This window comes from Neobacillus drentensis (genome assembly GCF_036965645.1).
GTDB classification, from domain to species: domain Bacteria; phylum Bacillota; class Bacilli; order Bacillales; family Cytobacillaceae; genus Neobacillus; species Neobacillus drentensis_D.
Genome location: NZ_JBALPZ010000165.1, coordinates 13067 through 38431, shown reverse-complemented (window position 1 = coordinate 38431; position 25365 = coordinate 13067). Strand labels below are relative to the sequence as shown.

20 protein-coding genes are annotated in these 25365 nt (G+C 38.1%); 5 read left to right on the top strand and 15 right to left on the bottom strand.

The genetic code is table 11. From position 1 onward, the window contains the following. Positions 1 to 212: 212 nt before the first annotated feature. The 3 genes from V7266_RS25805 to V7266_RS25795 all read right to left on the bottom strand — a co-directional run bounded on the left by V7266_RS25805 (position 213) and on the right by V7266_RS25795 (position 3856). Positions 213 to 2285, bottom strand: coding sequence for a DUF4179 domain-containing protein (locus V7266_RS25805; protein ID WP_335472109.1), 2073 nt, complete (start codon positions 2283 to 2285; stop codon positions 213 to 215). 415 nt (positions 2286 to 2700) lie between these two features. Next, on the bottom strand, positions 2701 to 3360 hold the full coding sequence (locus V7266_RS25800; protein ID WP_335472108.1) for a CAP domain-containing protein: 660 nt from the start codon (positions 3358 to 3360) through the stop codon (positions 2701 to 2703). A 250-nt stretch (positions 3361 to 3610) separates the two neighbouring features. After that, positions 3611 to 3856 (bottom strand): hypothetical protein, encoded by a 246-nt coding sequence (locus V7266_RS25795; protein WP_335472107.1) that lies wholly within the window; start codon positions 3854 to 3856, stop codon positions 3611 to 3613. A gap of 150 nt (positions 3857 to 4006) precedes the next feature. On the opposite strand from V7266_RS25795, the gene V7266_RS25790 reads away from it, so the two are divergent. From V7266_RS25790 to V7266_RS25780, 3 genes are all read left to right on the top strand, one after another. After that, entirely contained in the window at positions 4007 to 4231 is a 225-nt protein-coding gene (locus V7266_RS25790; RefSeq protein ID WP_335472106.1) for a hypothetical protein, read from the top strand. 5 nt (positions 4232 to 4236) lie between these two features. Next, positions 4237 to 5064 carry a GNAT family N-acetyltransferase gene (locus V7266_RS25785; RefSeq protein ID WP_335472105.1) on the top strand — a complete coding sequence of 276 codons (828 nt, stop codon included), beginning with the start codon at positions 4237 to 4239 and terminating at the stop codon, positions 5062 to 5064. Between the two features lie 180 nt (positions 5065 to 5244). Beyond that, entirely contained in the window at positions 5245 to 5955 is a 711-nt protein-coding gene (locus V7266_RS25780) for a YesL family protein (protein ID WP_335472104.1), read from the top strand. 157 nt (positions 5956 to 6112) lie between these two features. On the opposite strand, the gene V7266_RS25775 is transcribed toward V7266_RS25780, so the two are convergent. From V7266_RS25775 to V7266_RS25735, 9 genes are all read right to left on the bottom strand, one after another. Further along, positions 6113 to 7105 (bottom strand): glycoside hydrolase family 43 protein, encoded by a 993-nt coding sequence (locus V7266_RS25775; RefSeq protein ID WP_335472103.1) that lies wholly within the window; start codon positions 7103 to 7105, stop codon positions 6113 to 6115. Positions 7106 to 7156: 51 nt separating this feature from the next. Further along, complete coding sequence (locus V7266_RS25770) at positions 7157 to 9526, bottom strand: glycoside hydrolase family 2 TIM barrel-domain containing protein (RefSeq protein WP_335472102.1); 2370 nt, start codon at positions 9524 to 9526, stop codon at positions 7157 to 7159. A 114-nt stretch (positions 9527 to 9640) separates the two neighbouring features. Continuing rightward, the gene (locus V7266_RS25765) at positions 9641 to 11215 is read right to left on the bottom strand and encodes an ABC transporter substrate-binding protein (RefSeq protein ID WP_335472101.1); all 1575 of its coding nucleotides are present in this window, start codon (positions 11213 to 11215) and stop codon (positions 9641 to 9643) included. Positions 11216 to 11286: 71 nt separating this feature from the next. Continuing rightward, on the bottom strand, positions 11287 to 12189 hold the full coding sequence (locus tag V7266_RS25760) for a carbohydrate ABC transporter permease (protein ID WP_335472100.1): 903 nt from the start codon (positions 12187 to 12189) through the stop codon (positions 11287 to 11289). Between the two features lie 15 nt (positions 12190 to 12204). Beyond that, positions 12205 to 13101: an ABC transporter permease gene (locus tag V7266_RS25755; protein WP_335472110.1), complete on the bottom strand. Its 897-nt coding sequence runs from the start codon at positions 13099 to 13101 to the stop codon at positions 12205 to 12207. 729 nt (positions 13102 to 13830) lie between these two features. Continuing rightward, entirely contained in the window at positions 13831 to 16974 is a 3144-nt protein-coding gene (locus tag V7266_RS25750; protein WP_335472099.1) for a glycoside hydrolase family 2 TIM barrel-domain containing protein, read from the bottom strand. A gap of 208 nt (positions 16975 to 17182) precedes the next feature. Then, positions 17183 to 18217, bottom strand: a complete 1035-nt coding sequence (locus tag V7266_RS25745) for a LacI family DNA-binding transcriptional regulator (protein ID WP_335472098.1) — start codon at positions 18215 to 18217, stop codon at positions 17183 to 17185. Positions 18218 to 18340: 123 nt separating this feature from the next. After that, positions 18341 to 19111, bottom strand: coding sequence for an IclR family transcriptional regulator (locus tag V7266_RS25740; protein ID WP_335472097.1), 771 nt, complete (start codon positions 19109 to 19111; stop codon positions 18341 to 18343). 8 nt (positions 19112 to 19119) lie between these two features. Beyond that, a complete protein-coding gene (locus V7266_RS25735) occupies positions 19120 to 19908 on the bottom strand; it encodes an IclR family transcriptional regulator (RefSeq protein WP_335472096.1) in 789 nt (262 codons plus the stop codon). Between the two features lie 117 nt (positions 19909 to 20025). On the opposite strand from V7266_RS25735, the gene V7266_RS25730 reads away from it, so the two are divergent. Then, a complete protein-coding gene (locus tag V7266_RS25730) occupies positions 20026 to 21231 on the top strand; it encodes a 4-hydroxybenzoate 3-monooxygenase (protein WP_335472095.1) in 1206 nt (401 codons plus the stop codon). A gap of 426 nt (positions 21232 to 21657) precedes the next feature. Here V7266_RS25730 and V7266_RS25725 read toward each other — a convergent pair whose 3' ends face one another. Next, complete coding sequence (locus V7266_RS25725; RefSeq protein WP_335472094.1) at positions 21658 to 21876, bottom strand: DUF1540 domain-containing protein; 219 nt, start codon at positions 21874 to 21876, stop codon at positions 21658 to 21660. A 172-nt stretch (positions 21877 to 22048) separates the two neighbouring features. Between V7266_RS25725 and V7266_RS25720 the strand changes: the two genes are divergently transcribed. Beyond that, positions 22049 to 22945, top strand: coding sequence for a DMT family transporter (locus V7266_RS25720; protein ID WP_335472093.1), 897 nt, complete (start codon positions 22049 to 22051; stop codon positions 22943 to 22945). 96 nt (positions 22946 to 23041) lie between these two features. Here V7266_RS25720 and V7266_RS25715 read toward each other — a convergent pair whose 3' ends face one another. Then, on the bottom strand, positions 23042 to 23509 hold the full coding sequence (locus tag V7266_RS25715) for a hypothetical protein (RefSeq protein WP_335472092.1): 468 nt from the start codon (positions 23507 to 23509) through the stop codon (positions 23042 to 23044). Between the two features lie 161 nt (positions 23510 to 23670). Further along, positions 23671 to 24951 carry an MFS transporter gene (locus V7266_RS25710; RefSeq protein WP_335472091.1) on the bottom strand — a complete coding sequence of 427 codons (1281 nt, stop codon included), beginning with the start codon at positions 24949 to 24951 and terminating at the stop codon, positions 23671 to 23673. Positions 24952 to 25365: the final 414 nt, after the last annotated feature.

The window sequence follows — 25365 nt, the reverse complement described above, 5'->3', positions numbered from 1 at the left end:
GGTTCGGACAGCTTTCTCAATTTTTTTGCCTTCCTTTGTCCAAATGCGACCCGTGTTCGGACAGCGTACTTATTTTTTTGCCTTCTCCTGTCTGAAGGGGATTTTGATTCGTACAGCCGGCATCAAACACTGGTGCTTCTCACCCACAACCCGTATTTTCTTAAGTTAATTAACTAGCCAGTCCCTTTGTCAAATCTTATAAACGGAAATATTTAATCCAACGTCATCTTCACAACGTCATCCAAATATTTTGTTGTATTATATCCAAGAATCTCCAACCTTTTAGGAATCACCTTTTCTCCAGCGCTCTCATTTTCTAACTTCAAATTCAGAACAGTAAAGAAATAACGAGGCTGCTCGATTTCTTCGTATCGGACAGGAGTATCTTGATCGTATTCCATTCCGTTTTTATCAACAAGCACTCCATCGGAAAGCATCTCCATTGAACTAGCTACCTTTCCAAGCTGATCCACTATACGAAATTGGAGTGACTCAAATGCGCGATTCTCAATTTCATGATTGCTTATGACAACATTCGTCGGCTGTCCAACTTCCACCTTGTCAATGGAGACTGTACTGCCTGCATATTCAAAGGTTTGAGGATATTGATGAGAAGCATCCAGATCGATGTTCTTTTGATCTTCATAAGTTAAATTAACAGAACCGAGTTTAACGTTAAATTCTTTAGTCTTTTCTCCAATATGAGAGTCAAAGTTTGTTTGAAACGTACTCCAATCCATGTCTTGTTGAATACCGACATAAGAGTCGCCATTCAAATTGGGTTTCACTTTCTTATTATTCACTTCTAGATAGTCAATATTGAGAGTTTCTATCCGTTTTTTCGACTGACTATTATGGATACTATATTGCAAAATCGTAGTTGTTGGAGCAACGGTTAGTTTATTAAATCGAACCGGGATCCCTTGGACGTTTGTTTTTTCATCCAATGCATATGCGACGGATGGTTGTTTTGTTACAGGAATCTCGAAATTCCACTTCCCTGTTTCATATTCCATGTTCTCATCAGCCATATAACCATTGGGATCTGTGGAATTACGATCCAACTTTAGAATCTTTGTGACCCCCAGTTTAATTGTCCCGTTATCCTTTGTGAGCGGTGGAAGACGAACCTTCCCTCGATACACATTTTTTTCATGTGTTTTTTCATCAGATTCAAGCTTAGGAGGGTCGTAACTTAGATTTGCATCACTCATCATGATTTCATGTTCGTTCCCCACATAAACCCCATCATGATAATTCATCACATATTGATTATTTTCATTTGTGTCCTCTATTTCATAAAAAACAATCGTCTGAACATCATCCGCAATCGCACCCTTAATCTTAATTTTCACCCCATTGCTATCGGCTTCCAGGTTCAGCCTTTCACCCAGATCCTGTTGAAGAAAGGCACGTAACTGCTGATCTTCTACTGTCCACGAATAGTAGAGATTGGTATACACATCCGTAAAAAAACCGATACCCATTAACAAGGCGAATACACCTGAGAAAACAAGACCCTTCCTTTTACGTTCCCTTTTCTTAAGTTGTCTGTTTTCTTTCTCTTTAGCAAGCTTAGTTTTGACATTCTCCATGAAACCAGTTGGGACCGGCCAATCTTTCATTGTCTCAGGAAGATTTAACAGGGTTAACAGGACATTCTGAAAGGCAGCCAAATCATCCTGACAGTTCTGACAATGATAAATATGTATCTCAAAATCAATCTTTTTCGACCGCTCTAATGTTCTTTCTAAGTAATTGATGTAATCCTTATGATACTCCTTACAGCCATTAAAGCTTGTTCCGTACCCCAGATCCTTTTTAAGTGACTGTATACCGGAAAACAAAAGCTCTTTCAATTTTTCTACTGAAACTTGGAGAAGCTGTGCCACTTCCTCCTTAGAGATTTCTATTAGATAGGTAAGCATGATCGCTTCTTTCTCGTACTCATTCAATTGATTAAGTGCTTTAAATATATCCTGACGCGGTTCAATTTCCTCTGAAGCTTGTAAACTTCTATTAGTAGAAAGCTCCCTGCAGAAATGTATGAAAATGGAGGTAACCCACGTTTCGACTGATATTTCTCTTTTCCATCGAGGAAACTCCTTTTGAACCTTTTTAATGGACCGATAAAAAAGCTCTTCTATTTGCTGCTGATTCGTAAGATAGCACCAACCCAATGTATAGAACGATTGTTTATACTGATCGAACCAATCGACGATGGATTCCAAACCTTTTTCTCTTATCGTCGTGGTTGAATTGGAATTTACTTTTGTTGGGAACATAATTGTTTCTTCCCCCCTTTACTATCTTCACAACCTTTCGGCTGTTCTAAATTGATATTGAAAACCGTTTCCTCCACTAAATGGATATTTTTCCTTTATTTACGAAAAAGTATAAGCTATCTCTCATTATATGTATATATGTTTTTGGGCCTCGTTTTTTATCACGGCCAGAGATTAATCTGGACACTACGTAATAAAACTATCAATTAAACATAAAAAGACCGAACATATGGGAATATGCTCGGTCCTTGAAATAGTAGGTCTATTTAAGTGAAAACCTTTAGAGGAGAATTGTTCACGGGAATCTCAATAGTTAGTTTTTCGGGACTTTTGTTTGTTATTTTGCCACTGCATACTGTGAGTTATCACAGTAAATGGAGCACAGTTAAACATGTAAAAGAAACGTCATTTTACTTTACTTACCAATAAACTCTTGTGTCCAGTAGTTTCCTTGCTCTGCGTAACCTACACCGATGTAGTTATAGTTGGCATTTAAAATGTTTGCACGATGCCCATCACTATTCATCCATGCCTGTACAACTTCTTCAGGCGTTTTTTGCCCCATGGCAATGTTTTCTCCTGCTGATTTATAAGTGATTCCGAATGTTTTCATCATATCAAATGGGGAACCATAAGTCGGGCTTGTGTGGCTGAAATAGTTATTGTTAGACATATCTAGTGATTTTGTACGCGCTACCTTACTTAGTGTTGTATCTACTTTTAATGCAGTCAAACCATTTTTTGCACGCTCTTGGTTTGTTAAATCCAACACTTTCTGCTCATACGCACTTAAGGTACTAGACGTTGTTTGTGTAATTTGTTGCTGCTGAGAGTTCGTTGTTTGAGTTGATGGTTGAGTCTGTGATGTTGTATTGGTTGTAGTCTTATCTCCTAGACTAGTAACATATTTTTGAAGGGAACTATTTAAGTCTGTTAGATTATTGCTTTGATACACATAAACCTTTTTTTGAACACTCGTTGTGTTTTCAGCAGCACTTGCCTTTTGGATCATCGGACTAGATACGGCTACAGCAGCCGCAGCGGCAACAGTAAGAATCACTTTTTTCTTGAACATGTTTTTTTCCTCCCGATTACTTAAATTTCGCTTAATGACACACTCATCATATCATGCGATTCTTGTCATATTTCAGGAAGGATTTAACAGCTAAATAACCAACTTTTACAAGCTTACACATTACAAACTTCCAATAACCTTATCATATAGGCAGTTTCTTTCGGTCTTTAATTTTAAATAACTCTTCTACGAATTTACCAAAAATTTGAATAACCACCAACATTTCTGGTGAAAATAGGGATTGACAACTTTAAATTTGAATGGTTATCTTAACAAATATTTCAGGATGTTTTCTGAAGTTACGATAAAGTTTAAAAAAGCCGACCCATGCATTTAAAAAATCATCCTGATTTACGGGATTGATAGATTCAACATATGGTTCTACTTCAGCTACCGTTTGCTGAATGTAACGGCAAATCTTTTCAATTCTGCAGGCAATCTCCTCAGGTTGTTCCCCTTTTGAATTTACCGCAAAGTAAAGATTTGCCTCTTTCATGGATGCCATTACCCAGTTGGTGGAAAAGAATTTTTCCCTACAGAATTATATTGCCCTTGAAGTATGAAAATGAGTTTCTTTTGTCACCGCCAAAATCAAGTGACATCAATTTAGAAAAATATGTTAATATGGATTTGAGGGGGTGTTTTGATGAAATTAAAAGGCTTTCTAATTGTTTTTGTTTCATTTGTATTGACGACTTCCCTGCTTTACATAGTTGGTTACATGTTTACTATTCCACCGTTAATGTTTCATCACCAATATACAAATACTTCAAATGGATTCTTCATTTCAACAGGTTCATTGTTACCAATCATTATTGGTTTGGTCATAAGTTTTGCTGCGGAAAAGATTTATTTATATAAACAGAGGTGAAAACGATGTTAACAAAGGAAGAATTAGCCTCCATTAAAGAACTCCAAGCGGCTTGCGAACAAGATGGCGGCTTCCAACTGAAGCTAAATTTTGACATGCTTGAAAATAGAGAAGGAAAAGAAAAAGAAGACTTTTTCCATTATGAAGACGGCAAGCTAGTCGGCTTCCTTGGCAGTTATGGTTTTGGTAATAAAGTAGAGCTTTGCGGGATGGTGCATCCGGATTACCGTCGAAGAGGTATTTTTACTATGTTGCTAGAAATGGCTCTTGATGAAACAAAGAAACGAAACATCCTGACAACTCTATTAAATGCCCCTACTGATTCCCTATCAGCAAAGGAGTTTTTAAAGAATATACCTTGTACATTTTCAGTGGCCGAATATCAAATGAAATGGCAGAAGACAAATTTAATCGAAGACCCTGCTGTTACCCTCAGACACTCTACCACAACAGAGGATTTTGAAACTGAAGTACAGCTTGAAGTCTTGGCCTTTGGATTTGAGGAGGAAGAATCACGGGAGTATAATCTGAAACTTAGAGAAAACCACTTTGAGGAAAATTTCATCATTGAAGCAGACGGACAAGCTGCCGGAAAAATGCGTGTAGCTGAATCAGATGGTGAAGCTTGGATTTATGGGTTTGCTGTATTTCCTAAACTACAGGGAAAAGGAATTGGCAGAAGGGCTCTATCAAGGGTTGTTAAAATGGAGGATCAAAAAGGATTGTCTATTTTCCTCGAGGTCGAGGCGAAAAATGCGCATGCCCTGAAGCTCTATGAATCATGTGGATTTAGAAGTTACCATTCTCAAGATTACTATCTATATCATGATTAGTTAAAGGTGACCTTTTAATAATCACCATAAAAAGCTCTTCGTTTGTAATTTTGTAAAAAACACCTCGTAGTTTCATCACAATACACTTTTTAGACTTTAATTTATGTTATAATGAAAGAGCTTACAAGGATGTAAATTACCCACTTATCTCTCAACATGATTGGTCTGGAGTTGAAAAAAATGAACAATATTTTAGAACGTTTGAATCCAATTTTTGAGTGGATTACAAAGTTTGCCGGTACAAATCTCTTATGGGTTTTATTTAACCTTCCGATTGCTTACCTAGTATTATCTTTATTTACTGTTAAAGAGATGTCGCAGATAGCCATGTTGATTATGACCATTACCGTGCTGGCACCAGTTATTTTTTTTCCAGCTACTACAGCTATGTTTGGTATTGTCCGGAAATGGGTTATGAAAGAGGAAGTCCCAACTTTTCGGTTTTTTTGGAAATACTATAAGGAAAATTATAAGAGGAGTCTTGTCGGGGGACTGATTCTTACTGTTCTTTGGGGAATTGTTGGCGTTGATTATTATTATTTTCATTCCCGCATTTTCCTAGGCAGTTACCTATTTTTATTCTTAATGGTTTGGCTGTTCATTATTACTCTATTCTTTTTTGCCCATACCGTTCATACTGAAACAAAACTGGGACAAGCTTTAAAGAATGTGTTCATTTTATCGATTGCCAGCCCCATCCTTTCGTTTGGAGTTGCCATTATCAGTTTGGTCATTTTGTATATTAGTCTGATGAAACTAACCTTTCTACTGCCATTTTTTAGCGGTGCGGTTATTTCTTTTCTCGCATTTTTCGCTTACTATAAGGTATTTACTAGAATTGTTCAATTTGAACAAAATGCTTCAGTTGAAAAAAACATGATAGAAAGTTAGGTTACTCGCGGTTAACGGCCGCTAACTTGCGGATGGTGATCACCTACTTGCGAATGTCGAACCCAACTTGTGGATAGCAAACACTAACTTGCGGATAGCGAGCACCAAATAAAAATTCCTCTCCATCTGAGAGGAATTTTTATTTGCTTTATTCTATTTAATCATGAAGATCCACTCTAGCCCTAGTAACCCTAAAGCTCTCTTCCGTTTCCTCTACTTCATAAATCTTTGCACGCGATTCAGGTGTACTGAACGGATGATGAAGAATAAGCATCCAGTTCCCTTCTAATGTTTTGAATAACATACCATGTCCACTATCACCAACAACTAATGGATCCAGTTGCTCCCAAGGCCCTTCTAGCTTACCAGACCTAGATTTAGCTATCGTTTGGACATACCCTTCATTGTTATAACTTGACCAGAGCATCACAAGGTGACCACCTTTGGTCCTGTATAACTGACACCCATCCGATACATAAACCGAAGGCTTCACATCTGGCTTTCGTTCAGCATTGATCCATGGGGCATCCGATGCTTTAAAAAGATGAAGTGGTTCCCCGTCTGCTGTAGATAAATCATCCTCTAGCGGAATGGCCTCAAACGTACCATCGATCACCTGAATCCATTCATGACAATAAACCATCCACGGCTTTCTATCCTCATCCACATACAAGGTTCCGTCTAATGTCATGAAATTCCTAGGCGGCACCGGGCCATCCGTTTTTAGTAATTCATACGGGCCCTCTGGCGAATCAGATACAGCAATACTTGTACCACGAAGATGATTAGTGTTCCAAACTTCCGGCGGTTCTGCTAGCTTCGTATCTCTATTATGTAGAGTCACGAATAAATAATATTTACCCTTGTATGGATGAACCTCGGGTGCCCACGTGCCATGCTGTGGATGGGCCCATGTTCCATCCGGAACCTCAAAAACAACATAAGGTCCCTCCCAATCTAGTAAATCTTTACTTTTATAAACTAGTACACCATTTCTCGCTAAATCCGTTAATTCTGGAATTCCAGTTGTATATAAATAGTAAGTATTTGTTTCATTATGCACCAGAACAAACGGATCATGTGCCGGGATATCAATAAGTCGGTGCCCCTTCCTTGGATTCGAAGTGTCAGAGGCATTGTTATAAGGCATGTAAGCATCTCCTTACCATTATTCTTTTTAATTTCAAACCAATTTTGGCACTTATTCAACCTTTATTTCTACAGCTGAACTCTCCAAACCAACAGAAGATGCTGTCAAAGTAATCGTCCCGGATTGATCAGTCGACCTCACATAAATTAATAATTTCCCATGATAAGCTTTTCGGTAAGTGGCTTTATAATCCTGATGGCTGGCAGGGTTACTACATTCCATTCCAATTATTTCCCCAGGTCCATCAATCTCACAATCTATTTGATTCTCCGCGTCATAAATAAGGGTTTCGTCTTGATCAAGGATACTTACTTCTACATGTGCAACATCCTGTTTGTCAGCTTTAAGAATGAGGGTATCCGCTTGTAACTGCAGCTTCGTTGGCTCCCCAGCTGTCTTTAGTTCGTGTGAACAACAAATGTTTCCGTTTCTTTTACCTACTGCCTTTAACGTACCCTTTTCATATGGAATGTCCCAATAAATCGTTCCATTTGGGAAGTCCTCCCGTTTTTTTAAGCCCACCGATATACCATTTACTAATAAGTCCACTTCAGGGCAATTGGTACAACAAGCCACCCTTACGGTTTCACCATCATTCCCTTGCCAATGGCAGACTACTTCATGGTCCCAATAAATTCGTTCAGGATGTTCCTCCTTAATAGAAGTCAAACCTACATGGACCAGATCCTTTTCGGACCATTCACTTTGCTTAAAAAAGTATAAAGGCTTTTTGAAACCAGCCAAATCGAGCAATCCTGGTGTAGCATGACGAAGCGGCCAGCCACGGGCTTCTCCCAAATAGTCAATCCCCGTCCAGATAAACTGGCCTGATATAAAATCATTATGTTCCACTGCCAGCCATGCCTCGTGATGCCTTCCATTTTCACTTCCATAAATCACTCGATTAGGGTATTTTTCATGATCTTCTTGATAGAGAAACTCTTGATAGTTATATCCAACCACATCGAGTGCATCTGGGAATTCCGTCTCATTTGACATAATCACACTCGCTAGGGCTGCTGTCACAGGCCGCGTAGGATCATATTGTTTTACAACCTTTGCCAGCCTTTTCGCAATCTCCCCCATTCCCTTTGCTTCCGGTTTGTCCGCATTATAACAATCTTCGAGGACTGGATGTGAATAAGGATCATTTGGATAATCAATTTCATTCCCAATACTCCAGAACACAATCGACGGATGGTTTCGGTCTCTTAAAACCATATCCCTCAAGTCGATTTCTGCCCATTTTGTAAAATCGGAAGCATATCCGTCTAGGGATGGTTCTCCTTTATTCCAGCCCTCTACCCACTTGTTCTTTGGATATTCCCACTCATCAAATGCTTCATCTTGAACTAAAAACCCATAAGAATCACACATATCTAGTAACTCTGGTGCAGGTGGATTATGGCTCATTCTAATGGCATTAACACCAGCTTCTTTTAATAACTGCAACCGTCGATGCCAGACTTTTTCCGGAACTGCCGCTCCCAGACATCCTGCATCATGATGGAGACAAACGCCCTTCATTTTTATATTTTTTCCATTAAGATAAAATCCAGAGTTCACATCGAAATGAAAATATCGAACACCAAATGGCGTTGTTTCAACATCAATCACTGACCCATCTTTTATCACCTTTGTCTCCACACGATATAAATACGGATTTTCCGGTGACCAGAGTATTGGCTTCTCTAGAAAAATAGAATGAGAAAATTCTTGTTCACCATTTGCAGCAATGGTCCCCCCAGATGAACAAGCGATGATTTCTTTGCCGGCAGCATCCTTAAATTGATGTACAATTTGGAACCTAGCTTCGTTAAGATCTTCATTTTTCACACATGTTTGAATATGGATTTTTGCTTCTGATGATGAAATATTCGGAGTGGTGACAAAAATACCATATGGCTTGATATAGAGGTGTTCAGTCAAATGGATAAAGACGTTCCGATAAATACCAGAACCTGGATACCAGCGAGAATCAGCAAAATCTGTATGATCGACTTTCACTGCAATCACATTTTCTTGTGTTCCAAAGTTTACATAGGGGGTTAAATCATAATGAAAAGAGCTGTATCCATAAGGTCTTTTCCCGAGAAATTGTCCATTGATCCACACTTCACTATTTTTATAAATCCCATCGAATTGAATCACAATTCTTTTTCCTTTTAAGCTGTCAGGTACAATAAATTTCTTCCGGTACCAGCCAATTCCTCCTGGCAAATACCCTGTCGAACTGGCATATTCCTTTTTAAAGGGACCTTCAATACTCCAATCATGCGGCAAGTCTAATGTACGCCACTCCGAATCATCAAACTGAATTTTCCATGCATCAGACTGGTCCCCTTTTAAGAATTTCCAATCAAAGTTAAACTTTCTACTTTTAACAGACAGATTCCATTCTTGAGATACGACATTTACCATATACAGCTTACACCCCTTACATTAAATACATATTTTTTATAAATAGCAGATTGATAGATAAAGGGCTATCAAACATGGATGATAGCCCTTTTTTCCTTTCCATTCAAGCCCTCATTAATTACCTTCTACCTGTTTTTTAAAGGCATCCATTTGCTTTTGGATTTCTTTTAAGACCTTATCATAACCTGCGTCTTTTAATCTCTTACGGAAATCTTTTACCGCTTTTTCTGGATCACCAGCTTTACCAAAGGCAATGGCTGGTACCATTTGTGCCGTCACTTGTGATAGAGCAGAAATTTCAGCTTGTACAGGGGTACTATCAAACACAAATCGGCCATAGGGGTAAGGCTTCTTAATTTTATCGTACTTCGCGTAAATCTCAGAAATTCCATCATATGAGTCGGCACTTGGGATTTCGTACTTGTCCATACGACCGCCCCAGAAGTTGGTAGAGAATGTATCTCTTGTTTCATCATAACCTTCAGGTTGAACACGTTTGCCGTCTTTAATTTCGTATTGTACACCTTCAATACCGTAGCTCCATAATCGATAAAGTTCCTGATCGTTTCGAATTAAATCGTATACCATGAGGGCACGCTCAGGATTTTTACTATGAGCTCCAACCGCCATCGCACCATGTGTAATAGATGTTGAAATTAAGTTGTTCCGAGTATCAGACCAAGCAAACATATCGATAGCTGAACCTGGTTGTTTCACGTCCATTTGCGGGCGAAGACCTGAGAATGTTTGGGTATGATGCTGGTCAGCACCTGTTTTTCCCGCTTGGAATTCGGCTCTAGTGTCACCCTTGTAGTTCAATACGTCCTTACGCCAATATCCAGCATCTCCCCATTGTTTCATCAATTTCGCATAGTCTACAAAAGTATCCGTGAAAATAGGACTCATGACATTATACTTTTCATCGTAGGATTTAGCCCAGTAAATTGGGAACACGCCTGTCGTGATTGGCAGTTCAATCGCATCCGAATAAGAAGTGGTGTATCCCCAAGCAGTGGTCACGTTTGTTCCTTGTGCATCCCAAGGAATGACACCTGGTTTATTGTTTTTCACACCTTGGAAGTATTTACCCATTGTTTCAAAATCGCTAATATGTTCATTGATTCCAAATTCTTTTGCCCAATCTGTGCGATAGAAGAATCCGTGGTTCACCCATTGAGTATATTGGTCCTCAGGAATCATGACAATTTTGCCCTTATACTTTGATTCCTCCCAATCAGCCTTGGGAACCTCTGCCCATGTCTTAGGTGCATAGGTTGGGAGAAGGTTGGTAAGATCCATGAATGCCCCTTTTTGTGCATTTCCCCACGCATCTAGCCAGTCAGTTGCTGTGATGACTAAATCAACAGGTTCTCCAGAAGCTAGAGTTAGATTATATTTTGTCATATAATCAGCCCATTCAATCCATTTTAATTGAATCGTAGCGTTTACCTTTTCTTTTAATTTAGCATTCACTTTTTCCAATACCTTTTCTACTTGTCCATTGGTTGGTTTATCCCCCAATACCATCATGGTAACGGTTACAGGCTTGGAAGTATCAATTTTCCCATTTTTGTCTACCTTTGTTCCTGCGTTTCCTGAACTGGTTTTGCTAGAGCCATTACAGGCTGCAAGGCTGAAGGTCAACATCATGATGATGAACAATGCCAGGATTTTTTTCATCTTAGACATTCTATTTCCCCCTAAACTTTTTAAAATAATTACTCTCTATGATACGAGGAAAGTTCCTCGGTCATATTCCATTACCCCTTAACTGCACCAACTGTAATTCCTGTAATAAAGTATTTCTGTACAAACGGATAAAACAGAATAACCGGTCCAGTCGCTACAACGGCTGTTGCCATTTTCATAGATTCCAATGGTACGTCTTGCGGCGGCACATTGGAGGATGCAGCTGAATTTCTGATAAAGTCAGCACTCGTGATCACGTTATAAAGAAACAGCTGCAGCGGCCTATATTCCATATTCGGTGAGAGGAAAAGCATGGAATTATACCATTCATTCCAATACCCAAGGGCAATGAATAATCCGATTGTCGCCAAGGCTGGCGTAGACATTGGCAGAATAATTCTTAAAAAGATAGTGAAATCACCCGCACCATCAATCTTCGCAGATTCTGTAATCTCGTGTGGAATCGACTTTGTGAAAGATTTCATCATAATAATTAGAAAAGGACTCAGCAATCCTGGTAACAGTACAGCCAAGTAATTATCTTTAAGATGCAGATACTGCGTAATTAATAGATAGAACGGGACAAGACCACCTGAAAAAAGGGTTGTAAAGTAGATGTAAAATGAAATCTTATTACGATACAAGAAATCCTGGCGCTGCAAGGCATAACCTGTCATGGCGACAATAAATAGACCTACTGCAGTCCCAACAATCGTAATCCCCAACGTTACGATATAGGATCCAATAACAAGTCTTGGATTCTGGAAAACTATCTGATAAGCAAATGTAGAAAACTCTTTAGGCCATAAGGAAAATCCGTGGTCCATAATAGCCTTCTCTGATGAGAAAGAAGAAGATATGATCAAGATAAAGGGCAAAAGACACGAAAGAGCAAAAACACCGATAAAACCATAACCAATTATACGAACCATGATCGTCGACACATCTATATTTCGTCTGGCCGTATTTTCCATCCATACGTCCCTCCTTTAAAATAATGAGTTATCTGGTGAAACCTTTTTAATAATCCAGTTAGCTACAAGGACAATAACGAGTCCAAAGAAAGATTGATATAAACTAACAGCACTACCTAACGAGAAGTTAAAATTCGTCATCAATGTTCGGAAAACATAGGTTTCGATAATATCTGTAGTAGGATAAAGCATGGTATTATTTGCCCCAACCAAGTTATAAAACAAACCGAAGTTTCCTTTTAATACTCCACCTAAAGAGAACAATAATAAAATGATGAAAGTGGGCTTAAGCCAAGGAATAATGATATATCGAATCCGCTGGAAAGCATTAGCGCCATCGATTTCTGCTGCTTCTAAAATAGATTTATCCAGCCCCATAATGGCTGCAAAATAAACAATTGAACCATATCCTGTGGATTGCCATAAGAATGTAATGACAATAATATAAGGCCAAATATGGGGATTAGAATAAGTCTGTACCGGATCCAATCCCATCATTTTTAAAAATGAATTTAATAAACCATAATCGTAACTAAGGATGTTATACGCTAAAAGTCCAACGAGAACGGCGGAAATAAAGTGTGGCAGAAACATGATCGTTTGTGATACTTTTTTGAACCATTTATTTGTCAGTTCGTTAAGCATGATGGCTACTGCAATTTGCAGGAAATTACCTAGAACAATGAAAGCTAGATTATAGGCAATTGTATTAAAGGTTAACTTCCATAAATCACCAGTCATGACCAAAAAGCGAAAATTATCAAGTCCTACGAAAGCGCTTTTAAAAATTCCAAGTGAATAATCATAGTTTACAAAGGCAAGATAGAGTCCCGGCATGGGCAGATAGGCAAAGACAGCAAAGAAAATAATCGCAGGCAAACACATAAGAAGAAGGGTTCGGTTCTTCCACATTCGTTTAAATGCGGACTCTTTTGTTTTTGTTTGACTTTCAACAATGGGTGTCTGTGATTCCACAGTAACGGTTTTCAAATAAATCCCCCCTAAACAACATATTTTGAACTCAAAAGCGGCAAACCAGCATATAAAACAAGCGGCAAGGTGATCTATCAGATTAGTACACTAGCACCTGAAAAAGACTTTCTTTAAAAAAACAAAAGGTCTTCTATAGGTCATTTGGCATGGAGCAATATCAATTAACCAGGAGATTTGAAATGGGTTTCAAAAAACATTCCCATAAAACTTTGTATCGGATATTCTGTTCTCATTTATTATGTATGGATTCTAGATGGATGAAACGGGTTTCATTTTATTAAGATAAAGGAAATTTCTTATGCGGAATATCAAAGAAGTCTTTTTAACACTTTATTGTAAGCGGTTACTATGTCTTCATTATATTTCGGTTCCTATTAAATGTAAATACTGTTATTTTGACTATTTCATTTATTTTTAAGATTACTATTATTATGATCCTATTTAAGTTATACCTATTTAAGTTAACCCTATTTAGGTAATCCGCTTGGTATCGCATCAATTAGAAATGGGTTTCAAGACTATACTCATGACCAGATTTAGATTATGTTCCCTTGGCTTAATAATCCAAGGGAACACTTTCATACTAAAGCGGCAGTTCATACCTCGTTATCGAATAGGTCCTGTTGGATCCAATTCACAAGACAAGGTCTATAAATCCTTTACACTAATTCCCTTAAGTTTAAATGTATAAGAGTAGCATCGATTGGCAAATAGCGTGAATTCAGGATGTGTTTTTTGACCCCAGCTATCATCTCCGCCTACGCCCATTTGTTTATAATTAATCCGTACGACTGTTTTACCGCTTGGAGGTAATTTATAACCATGATCATGCTCTTCAAGCTCAAATGGAGTATAAGGTAAGGCATTCACTTCAATAGTAGGAACTCCAGATATCTTTAACCCTGCCCCCTGTTGATTGGAGAGTACTGCCCATCTTACGCCTGTTTTATTTCCGCATTCTTGAGGTTTTAAGTATGGTACATATTGATCTTTTACTCTACCAGAATATAATCCAATTTTTGCCCCTTTTTCTTTATCCCAATAATTTTCAAATGGGCCTTTTCCATACCAGGTGATAGTGTCAAATGAGCCATCTAATGATGTCATCATTCCAAGCTCTGGCATCTCTGGAAGGTCATTCCCAGGCTGGAGTTGATAATCTACGGTTATTTCTCCATCACCCGTAATGGAGTAAACAATCTTGCATTGAGACAATGTTGCTGGCAAATTATATTCGGTTGTCACTACCGTGGTCGAAGGACTTTTCACATCCACTAAAAATGATGTCAGAACTTTATTCGTCCCCGCTTCCTTCCAGACAGAGCTGCGTTCATGCAATTTATTCCCACGGTCATTATCCGTCATTGCACGCCAAAAGTTTAGACCCAATTCATTCTTAAGCAGAGGGACACCATTAAATGTATATGACTTTAGCGTTCCATTGTTTTTATTAAAAATAACCGTAAAGCCAGCGCCATTTATCGTTACATCATCTCTTTCTTGCCTTACTTCTGTTTTTGGTAAGTTTACGGACTCACATGCCGTTGTTTCTTTTACTCTAGGAATTACAAATTGCTCAAAAGCAACTTCATGGCCCACTTCAGCCCATGGAGTACTATTTTTTAAATGCAAGCTAACCGTTAAAATGTATTCATCTGACGGTTTACAGACTTCTGGAAGTGAGTAATCCAGTTGAATCGTTTTGGTGGAGCATGGTTCTACCTCTATTTCGGATGTCCCCTTTTGGATGAATACACCATTTTCTGCTAGCTGCCAAACTAGTTCGTATTCTTGAAGATTTGTAAACAAATAGTTATTTACCACATCAACAAGGCCCTCATCTGGATTTTTAGCCGTAAAACGGACATTCTGATAGCATTTTTTCACCTCGATAATTTTAGGTGAAATCGAACCATCAGCAAAAATCAAACCATTCCCTGAAAAATTCCCATCATGCGGGGTTTCTCCAAAGTCACCACCATAGGCTAAGTAAGGGACGCCATCCTTGGTCTTTGTTAGTAATGCTTGATCCTTCCAGTCCCAAATAAATCCACCCTGAATAATAGGGTATGTTTCGAAGAGGTCCGTATATTTATAAAGGTTTCCACATGAATTCCCCATCGCATGGCTATACTCACAGAGAATGTACGGCTTCGGATTTTCTGCGTTCTCGGCATATTCAGCATATTTCTTTACACCTTCGGGACTGACATACATGGTGCTTTCAATATCTGAAGCTGCTTCTGATTTACGGTAATGGAAAATTCCTTCATAATGAACAATTCTTGTCGGATCATTCTTCCTCAAAAAATCGTGCATTTTAATAAAATTATCCCCGCCAAACGATTCATTCCCAAGCGACCAAATAACAATCGAAGGATGATTTTTATCTCGTTGAAACATGGAATTACATCGATCAAGGACATTCTCCCGCCATTCTGCCTTGCTTCCTGGCACCGTATCGCCTTCTTCTTTTTGCCCATACTTCCATGTCCCGTGAGTTTCAAGATTCGTTTCATCAATGACATACAAACCATATTGATCACATAATTCGTACCACAACGTATTATTCGGATAGTGGGATGTACGAACGGCATTAATATTATGCTGTTTCATTAGTTTAATATCATTGATCATATCCTCATAACCAATGGCCCGCCCTTTATCCGCTGCAAACTCGTGTCGGTTTACACCTTTAAAGACGATTCGTCTGCCGTTGATTTTCATAAGTCCGTCTTTTATTTCAAATGTGCGGAATCCAACTTTACAGCTTTCCGCTTCTCGAATGTTTCCGCTTTCATCTTTTAAAATAAAAACCAGTGAATAAAGGTAAGGACTTTCTGCACTCCATTTTAGAGGATTTCTTACATTTGTTGCAGCATAAACGGTAATAAACGATTGACTATTCATGTCCACCTTTATTGGAAGTGAGTCCTCAAAAACAGGATTATTATCTACGTCATAAAGCATGGCTTCGACTGTATAACCATTTACTACCTGCTCAAACACATTTTTGATTTTTGCTTCGATTTTCAATGTTGCATCCTTATAATCACGATCCAACTCTGTGGTTACAAAGAAATCATTGATGTGAACTTCTGGAGTTGAATACAGATATACATCACGAAAGATTCCACTCATCCTCCAAAAATCCTGGTCCTCTAACCAGCTTGCATCGCACCAACGATAGACCTCTACTGCTAACTTATTTTCGCCCTCGATTAAGTAAGGTGTTAAATCAAACTCTGCCGGTGTAAAGGTATCCTCACTGTATCCAACAAGTTCTCCATTTACCCACACATAAAAGGCTGACTCAACGCCTTGAAAACTAATATAAACCGGCTGGTTCTTCCAAACCTCTGGAATCGTAAAATTCCTGATATACTGCCCAACAGGGTTATATTTTGTGGGAGCAAAAGGCGGCTTTATATCTTCTTTTCCCTCCCAAGGATATCGAAGATTGGTATATTGAGGATAATCATACCCTTGTAACTGCCAGTGTGCCGGAACCTTAATTTCATCCCACTCACCAGCATCATAATCCTCTTTAAAAAATCCTTGATTTCTTCCTTCCGGATTCTCATAAAAAGCGAATTTCCAGTTTCCATTTAACGAATGATAAAATTCAGACGAAGTTCGGTCCCCTTTTAATGCATCCTCAACGGTTCTGTAGGGCATTAATGTTGCATGAGCATCCAATCGATTTAATTGAAAGATTTCGGGGTTATTATTCCACTCCGGATATCCATTTTTAGGAGGAGTATACCTATATTTATTAAGTTGTTTTAGCATACCATTACCTCTCTTCCATAAATTCAACATCATTCTTATCCAAACAACACACTTTTTGAAACCCATTTCAGAAATATCTAAAAGCAAAGGAATATAAAAGATCACTTATAGCAAAATGGCATTCTATCAATTTATATTCTCTCTAATATGAAACCCATTTCATTTCTATCGTACTCTAAAATCTGGTTAGGTGCAATATTTTATTTAATTATTCTGAACATAATTTACAAGAATCCCTTAATACAAGTGATGTTGGTACGACCGTTTCTTTCTCTGGTTCTTTATCATTAATTAAATCTACGAGTACATTGATTGCCGTTTGTCCCAGTTGATCATAATTCTGGCTTACAGTCGTTATCCCTGGAGGAAAATGCTGAGCCAAATAAATATCATCAAACCCAGCAATGGACACATCCTCTGGAACTCTTAACCCAAATTTAGTAAGAACTTTGATTACTCCGATGGCTACTAAATCATTGGCACAGATCACTGCTGTTGGCCTTTCCTTTAAATAGAGCAATTGTGCAGCCACTTCTTCACCCGATTCAATACTAAAACCAGTTCCAAAAACCCAATCTTTGTTGACGCTCAATCCTATCGTTTTCATCGCTTTCATAAACGTATTCTTTTTCACGTCCGTTGAACTTATTCCTTCCATTCCACCAAGAAAACCAATCTTTTTATGTTTTAGATTGACTAATAGTTCAACTAGCTTTTCAATTCCCGACTCTTCGTCTGTCCTAACCGCATGGGCATCTACGCCCTCCATTTGGCCATTAACAAACACAACAGGAATTCTTTCCAACACTTTCTTCATTTCTTCTGCATACTCTTGATCAGTGGCAGTATCATTAATTCTTCCGCCTAGATAGATAATTCCATCCACCTGTTTTTCTACTAAACTTTGCAAGTATTTTGATTCATTTGCTGAGTTGTTCATCGTATTGCACAAAAATGTTGTATACCCTAATTCTAATGCATGTGCTTCACATTTTTGAACCAATGTTGAAAAAAAGGGATGATTGATATCTGGCAAGATAAAACCAATCGTTTTAGATTGTTTATGTAATAAGCTTCTTGCTAGACTATTAGGTCTAAAATTATATTTTTCAATTACATCCACTATTTTCCGCATCGTCTGAGGACGCACTTTTGCATTTCCGGTTAAAACTCTCGAAACAGTTGCTGGAGATACATTAGCTTCTTTAGCAATGTCATATATGGTTATATTTTCCTTTTTCATCTCTTTCCTCCATCGCTAATGATTTCATTGCATTCAAGAAGGAAGAATGAAACCGATTTCAATTAAATTGTAATCCTATAATTGCCACAAGTCAATATATTGTTTTACCACTCTTTGAACAAATCAATATTGTAGGCTTTTTGTCACTTCACCGGCTGCTTGCTGTACTTGTTTTATTAATTTGGGAATAGTTCGCTCATTTATTCTAGTTATCGGTCCTGCGATACTAACAGCGGCTATTGGTTTGTTTTTACTATTCCTAACAGGAGCAGCTATCGATACAACCCCTTTATGAAGTTCTTCCTTACTCACCGCATAACCTTTCGATCGGATCGTATGTAATAACTTTTTTAACATCATAGGATCAGTGATTGTTTGTGCTGTATAGGCTATTAGTCCCCTCTCCAACACCTGATCAATAATGGACTCTTCTTGATATGCTAACATAACTTGTCCTGTGCTTGTACAATGTAGCGGACTTCTCCTTCCCGCATGCGACAATAAATGGACGGGATGTTCACTATCGATTTTCAGGAGATACATCAGCTGAAATTCTTTCATAATACCAATATGGGCTGTTTCACCCGCCCTCTCTGCTAGTTTCTCTATATGATTGAGTGACAAATGAAATAAATTTTCATTTTTAATGAGCGTTTGTCCAAAATCTAACAAAGATGCTGCTAAACGGTAGGATTTAGTAGATGAATCCCTGACAATAAAACCTTCTACCATCAATGTATGAACCAACCGGAATGCCGTACTTTGCCCTATTTCCAAACGGCTGGCAATATCCTCTAATTGTAATTCAGGTTCTTCTAGAGAAAATAAATTGAGAAGACGAAGTGCATTTCTCAAAGACGAGTAATGATAACTATTCGCAGCAGGATACCTCAATGTACTGCTCACTCCTTTTCAGGAATATTTCCTAATCTCAGCGATACTTCATTTGCTGCTTCCATGACCCTTCCTATAAACCTTTTAATTTCATGATTATGAATACGATCCCTTGTCCCCACAACGCTGACAGCCGCTGCCACTTCACCCGTGTAGTCCCTAACTGGAGCTGCAATACTTACAACATTGTCATGCATTTCATCGATACAGATGGAATATCCCTGTTCTTTAATTTGTCGTAATTGATCGATTAGTTGCTCAGGGTCTGTCTGACTGTTTGGTCCCATTCGTGGAAGACCTTGCCTGATAATGCTATCAACTAAATTCTTTTTCCCAAATGCCAATAAAACTTTGCCAGCACTTGTACAAGATACCGGATTCTTTTTTCCAATCGATGACAAAAGAGGTACAGGGTTCGTGCATTCTACTTTATGAACGTAGGTAATTTCTATTCCTTCTAATATAGCAACATGAGCCGATTCCCCTAAATCAGCTACTAATTTTTTTAATATGTCTTTTGATTCTCGTTGGATTTCTAAATGGGATGTTATCACGCCACTAATAGAAAGGATCGAAAATCCAAGACTATATTTATTCCCTTCCTTTTGTAAATAACTTTCAGCAGCCAAATCAGAAACTAGCCTGCTCACTGAACTTTTACTCAGTTCAAGTGCATTGGCCATCTCAGTGACACCCCAAACTGGTTTTTCCATTGTAAAAAGTTTTAATATTTGTAGTCCATTTTGGACGGATTGTAAGACAGAAGTTTTTTTATGGGTCGAAATGATATCAATCACCTCAAAAGATTTAATTTGTTCCGTATATAAGAAGTTAACACTATAATTCAGAATATTTTAATTATATTATATTTTTATAAAAATATAAAACGCTTTCAATTAAAGGAGCTGGAAAAATTGAAAACACAGATTGGGATTATCGGGGCCGGGCCAGCTGGCCTTATTCTTGCACAACTTCTTCATCTACAAGGCATTGATTCTGTTATTTTAGAGCGTAAATCTAGAAATAATATCGAGGGTACGGTAAAAGCTGGTATTTTAGAACAGACGACGATTGATATTTTAAGAGAAATGGGTGTTGGCGGCCGGATGGATCGTGAAGGTCATTTTCATAATGGCAACTACTTTCAATTTAATGGGCAAAGACGCCATATTGATTTAAAAAAATATTCTGGCGGAAAGCAAGTCGTTGTTTATCCACAGCATGAAGTGATTATCGATCTGGTTAATGCCCGCTATGAAAATGGCAAAGATATTATATTTGACGTGGAAGATGTCACGCTACATGATATTGATACAAATCAACCGAAAATAAGATACCGTAAAAATGGCTTGGACGAAGAGCTTGTTTGTGATTTTATCGCAGGCTGTGATGGCTATCATGGACCAAGCCGACTTGCAATTCCTGATAGAAAAGAACATGTTCATTTTTATCAGTATGGATGGTTAGGAATCCTCTCTGATTCCGCACCTGCTGCAGATGAATTAATTTATGCGAGTCATGACCAAGGTTTTGCTTTGCTAAGCACACGTACATCTATTTTACAGCGTCACTATCTTCAGGTAGACCCATACGATGATATTAACAATTGGTCGGATGATCGAATATGGTCGGAATTAACGGCACGAACCAAAACAAATGATGGCTGGCAGGTGCCGGATGGACCGATTAATTCAAAAGGAATTTTTCAAATGCGCAGTTTTGTTTGTGAGACCATGCAATATGGCCGCCTGTTTATTGCCGGTGATGCTGCTCATACGGTTCCGCCAACAGGTGCCAAAGGGCTTAACCTTGCAGCTACGGATGTAAAGGTTATGTCTAGAGGAATTACCGAGTTTTATCAGAGCGGCAGTACGGATGTACTGGATCGTTATTCGGAAATTTGTCTTCGTCGTGTTTGGAAGGCAGAACGATTCTCCTATTTCATGACAAGACTTCTTCATACCGATCCAAAGTTTGATTCCTTTGAACGCGGTGTTCAGTTGGCAGAGCTAGATTATTATACTTCATCTGAGGCTGGATTAAGTACGATAGCTGAAAATTACGTAGGCTTGCCTATTCAATGGGGGAATGTTGGGGATATTAAGAGTTTAATCAATTAAAAGAAGATGGCGGATCATTGGGATTTAGGTGTTTTTTTACTTGTTGGTTTTGTCTGAATCGGCCATGCCTTCGGACAGACATATGCATTTTTGGGCTATTGCTGTCTGAATTACCCTTGACTTCAGACAGCTTTTTGCTTTTTTAGGCTACTACTTGTCCGAACTTCCCTAGACTTCGGACAGACATTTGCTTTTTTTGGGCTATTGCTGTCCAAACTTCCCTTGACTTCGGACAGACACTTGCTTTTTTTGGGCTACTGCTGTCCAAACTTCCCTTGACTTCGGACAGACACTTGCTTTTTTTGGGCTACTGCTGTCCGAACTTCCCTTGACTTCGGACAGCTTTTTGTTTTTGGAGCTTAAGCTGTCTGAAGCTGCCTTTCCTTAGAACAACTATTAATTTTTTTGGGAAAACTTTACTCTGAACTAAAATGAGCCCCGTTTTGGTTTAAATGTTTTACAACAAGTCTGAGCTGAATGATCAGCCGTATCTTGATGATTTTTTTCACCTAACTCTGCTGACATTTCGGTATCATATCTTGCATGACTATCTAGCTCCACCATAATTTTATCAGCAGTACAAACATTTCCATCTCCATAAAATGTACAGTTCGAGATCGCACAAGAAACTTCTACTTTGGGCATTTTAGTACCTCCTTTTTATAACCCCTTTGATATACTATTTTTTGCAAAATGCGAATTTTCATTCCATATAGTTATTCCAAATTATTTCCTGCTGGCTATTAATGATATAATAAAAAGCGTATGACTTTAACGGATTAAATTGGGGATTTGTGGTTATGTAAAGGGGATATTTATGAATAAAAAAGCACTTGCTATGGCAATGATAACGGTAATTATATGGGGCTCTGCGTTTGCGGCTATCCGCGCAAGCCTGCAAGGTGGATATTCATCAGGCCACTTAGTGTTATTTCGCTATTTGATTGCCTCTCTCTCGTTTGTTATTTACGCATTTCTTCCCGGAGTTAAATTCCAAATTCCAGCCAAGAAGGACTGGTTTAGAATTCTAATATTGGGATGGATTGGGATCAGCACCTACCATATCGGGGTTACCTTTGGTTCTCAAACCGTATCTGCTGGAACAGCTGCCATGCTTGTGGCGTCTTCACCAATTTTCACCACTATTATTGCCATGTTCGTGTTAAAAGAGCGTCTTGAAATAATGGGATGGATTGGACTTTTCATAGGTTTTGCAGGCATTGCCATTATAACCGTGGGCACAAATGATACCTTTACTTTTTCCTCGGGAATCATCTTTATATTAATTGCAGCAGCTGCAACTTCTTTGTTCTTTGTTTTACAAAAACCGCTCTTTGATCGCTACAAGCCTATCGAATTGACAGCCTATTTTACATGGGCAGGCACACTGCCATTTCTCGTTTTTTCACCAGGGCTGATTGAAGGTATCCAGCATGCAACCTTACAAGCAAATTTGTCTGCCGTCTATGTAGGAATCTTCCCGGCAGGCATTGCTTATGTTACTTGGGCTATAGCTCTTTCGATGGGAAATGCCAGCTCCGTTTCAACCATTCTTTACATTGAGCCTGTCTTTGCCATTTTAGTGGCATGGGTATGGCTTCACGAATGGCCAAGCACTCTCTCTATTGTTGGGGGAATGGTTACTGTTTCGGGGGTTTTATTGGTAAACCTGTTAGGTAAAAAGAAATCAATTGATATGACTATTGACTATTAATCTAGTATTTCATTAAATAATAAAGTAGTTTGGGTCGTCAATCAGGGTTATTGACGACCTTTTTTAGATTTAAAAAGCAGTTTGGGTGCCGTCAAATCAACTAAATCTTCTTATTTTCTCAACAAAATACTGTACTCCATATAACAAGTAAGCTTTATAGTGTAAGTAAATAAAAAATTGAACATGGTTTAACCGATTTAGACGGATAATCTTTAATTTTTTTAGAACATCAATGAAAAGGAAGGCAAAAAGTCCATCTGAAATAGCATTTAGTAAAATAAACTTTTTAAAGTTTCCGTACGAAAATTCAAGTAACCACATGGAAAAAGGCATATAAGGACCGATACTAAAAGGCAGTTCATCTTTTATAAATAATTTCTGCTTATCGTAAAACTTCCACCATTTCCGTTTGTGTCCATATAAATGATTCATGATTTCAAAAATAACGATAAAAATGCCCGCAAATGAAAACCGTTTAAAACTGCGTTTTCCGATAAATATCAGCGATAACCAAGGTATCAAGATTATAGATAAATTAAATACTTTGTGCCTCCTTGAAAACATTCGCGAATTTTTCCTATTCTAATATAAGATATCCAAAAGGTATAAAAAAAACGCCTTAATGTGCAAAAATATCCAAATCAATAACCCCTATGAAAATAATCTCAAACAATAAAAAAAGATACACACTCATAAAAGGAGGGGTACCTTCTTACGTTTAACTATCAAATTAGTTCCTTATTCTTTTTAAGAATCATATACAAAACGAGGCTGCACACCGAACATAAAATTGCAAGAATAGCAATAAAGCCATATCCCGCCTGTAATCCAACAATCTCGTTCACTGAACCATTTTCATTTTTGAATATTTTACTTACAAAATCAATAATAAACCCAATCAGTAGATTACCAATCACACTGGCGATCCCCATAAGAGTAACCGTAAACGTAATCGCCGCCCCAGTTCCTTTGGGGTAACGTTTGGCTAAAAGTGCCATCACCGTAGGATATATGAGCGCAATGCCCACTCCTGAAACGGCAAATAATATCGCTCCTTTCTCTCCTGTGAAAATGGCGGCTAAACCACAAATACCTGAAAATGCCGATGCAATAATAATCGACAAGGTAAAACCGATTTTATCCGTAACTGCTCCTAAGAAAAGCCTTGCCAGCATAAAGAACAGGAAAAACATAGACAACATCCTCGAGGCATCCTGGATGTTCCAACTATAAGCTTTCACCAAAAATTGTACCAGCCAGCTTCCAACCGCAATTTCTGAGACCACACCAAAGGATAAAACAGCGACGATAAGCCAGGCGACAGGGTCCCGAATCAGAGAATTGTAGGAAGTGGTTTCTTCTATTTCATGTGTTTCTTCTGGAAATTTTCCTAACAATGAAGGAACAATCGGCAGCAGTGAAAATAATAAAACAAAAAGATACATCCCTTTCCATCCTATTTCAGTGCCAAATATATTCCAGCCCATGATCGATGCCGCTATCGTCGGAGCAACGGTTGAACTTAGCCCGTAAAAAAAATGCGACAGGTTCATCATCGTTCCTGTATTTTTAGTAAAAATTCGAGCAGCCATGATCCCCAGGCCAATCTCAAGCACTCCGTTACCAATATAAAGTAAAAAGAACGAAGCAGACAGTGTAGCATAATTCACTGATAAATAAATCACAAATCCTGCCAATGCCATCGATAAAAATGCGATGACTCCAGTCCATTTAATCCCTATTTTGCTGCTTAAAGCAGATGTAAATGAACAGGCTAGAAGGTAGCCTAACGAATTCAAGGCTAAGAGCATCCCAATTTGGGATTGACTTAAATGAAGTTCATTTTGGATGATGGGAATAGCTGGACCTTTAATGTTTTCGGATAAGCCAAAGATCAGAAATCCTCCAAAAACAATACTGAGTAACAGAAAATAATTGTATTTTGGATTTACCTTTAAGATGGTGCTAGTTTTTTCAGTACTAAGGGACTGTTGTTGTGTTTCCATGAAAATTCCTTTCCTTTTATAAAATAATGTACCTTTTCTATCGCCATTTCTATTACTCTTCCTAATAATTAAGCTTAAAGAATTTTATTCAATTGGCAAGAATTTATCATTACAATTTTAAACCAATTACTTATATTGTCCCACCAATATCATCTAAGTCTTCTTTTCGTTGATCTTATTGCATATAGTTTGATAAGGATAGAAACAAACCGGAGTGAATTTCTCGCCTTTTTTCAGATTAAAAAATATTCAACATTCTGTAAAGGATGTGTGCCTAAATGGATTTAAATACCTTTATCAGATTATATCAAGCTTTTTTAAAGGAATGTGAACAAAAAGGCTGGATGATTGAAATTCTTATCGAAGAATTTGGAAATTATCTTGCGGCCATTACCAATTTGGATGGCATTGAAG

Excerpts from the sequence above, each read along its gene's own strand:
- V7266_RS25755 (WP_335472110.1), bottom strand. The coding sequence starts at position 13,101 with ATGTGGAAGAACCGAACCCTTCTTCTTATGTGTTTGCCTGCGATTATT.
- V7266_RS25785 (WP_335472105.1), top strand. The coding sequence starts at position 4,237 with ATGTTAACAAAGGAAGAATTAGCCTCCATTAAAGAACTCCAAGCGGCT.
- V7266_RS25765 (WP_335472101.1), bottom strand. The coding sequence starts at position 11,215 with ATGTCTAAGATGAAAAAAATCCTGGCATTGTTCATCATCATGATGTTG.
- V7266_RS25800 (WP_335472108.1), bottom strand. The coding sequence starts at position 3,360 with ATGTTCAAGAAAAAAGTGATTCTTACTGTTGCCGCTGCGGCTGCTGTA.
- V7266_RS25780 (WP_335472104.1), top strand. The coding sequence starts at position 5,245 with ATGAACAATATTTTAGAACGTTTGAATCCAATTTTTGAGTGGATTACA.
- V7266_RS25710 (WP_335472091.1), bottom strand. The coding sequence starts at position 24,951 with ATGGAAACACAACAACAGTCCCTTAGTACTGAAAAAACTAGCACCATC.
- V7266_RS25720 (WP_335472093.1), top strand. The coding sequence starts at position 22,049 with ATGAATAAAAAAGCACTTGCTATGGCAATGATAACGGTAATTATATGG.
- V7266_RS25760 (WP_335472100.1), bottom strand. The coding sequence starts at position 12,189 with ATGGAAAATACGGCCAGACGAAATATAGATGTGTCGACGATCATGGTT.
- V7266_RS25775 (WP_335472103.1), bottom strand. The coding sequence starts at position 7,105 with ATGCCTTATAACAATGCCTCTGACACTTCGAATCCAAGGAAGGGGCAC.
- V7266_RS25715 (WP_335472092.1), bottom strand. The coding sequence starts at position 23,509 with ATGTTTTCAAGGAGGCACAAAGTATTTAATTTATCTATAATCTTGATA.
- V7266_RS25790 (WP_335472106.1), top strand. The coding sequence starts at position 4,007 with ATGAAATTAAAAGGCTTTCTAATTGTTTTTGTTTCATTTGTATTGACG.
- V7266_RS25745 (WP_335472098.1), bottom strand. The coding sequence starts at position 18,217 with ATGAAAAAGGAAAATATAACCATATATGACATTGCTAAAGAAGCTAAT.
- V7266_RS25725 (WP_335472094.1), bottom strand. The coding sequence starts at position 21,876 with ATGCCCAAAGTAGAAGTTTCTTGTGCGATCTCGAACTGTACATTTTAT.
- V7266_RS25805 (WP_335472109.1), bottom strand. The coding sequence starts at position 2,285 with ATGTTCCCAACAAAAGTAAATTCCAATTCAACCACGACGATAAGAGAA.
- V7266_RS25770 (WP_335472102.1), bottom strand. The coding sequence starts at position 9,526 with ATGGTAAATGTCGTATCTCAAGAATGGAATCTGTCTGTTAAAAGTAGA.
- V7266_RS25750 (WP_335472099.1), bottom strand. The coding sequence starts at position 16,974 with ATGCTAAAACAACTTAATAAATATAGGTATACTCCTCCTAAAAATGGA.
- V7266_RS25795 (WP_335472107.1), bottom strand. The coding sequence starts at position 3,856 with ATGAAAGAGGCAAATCTTTACTTTGCGGTAAATTCAAAAGGGGAACAA.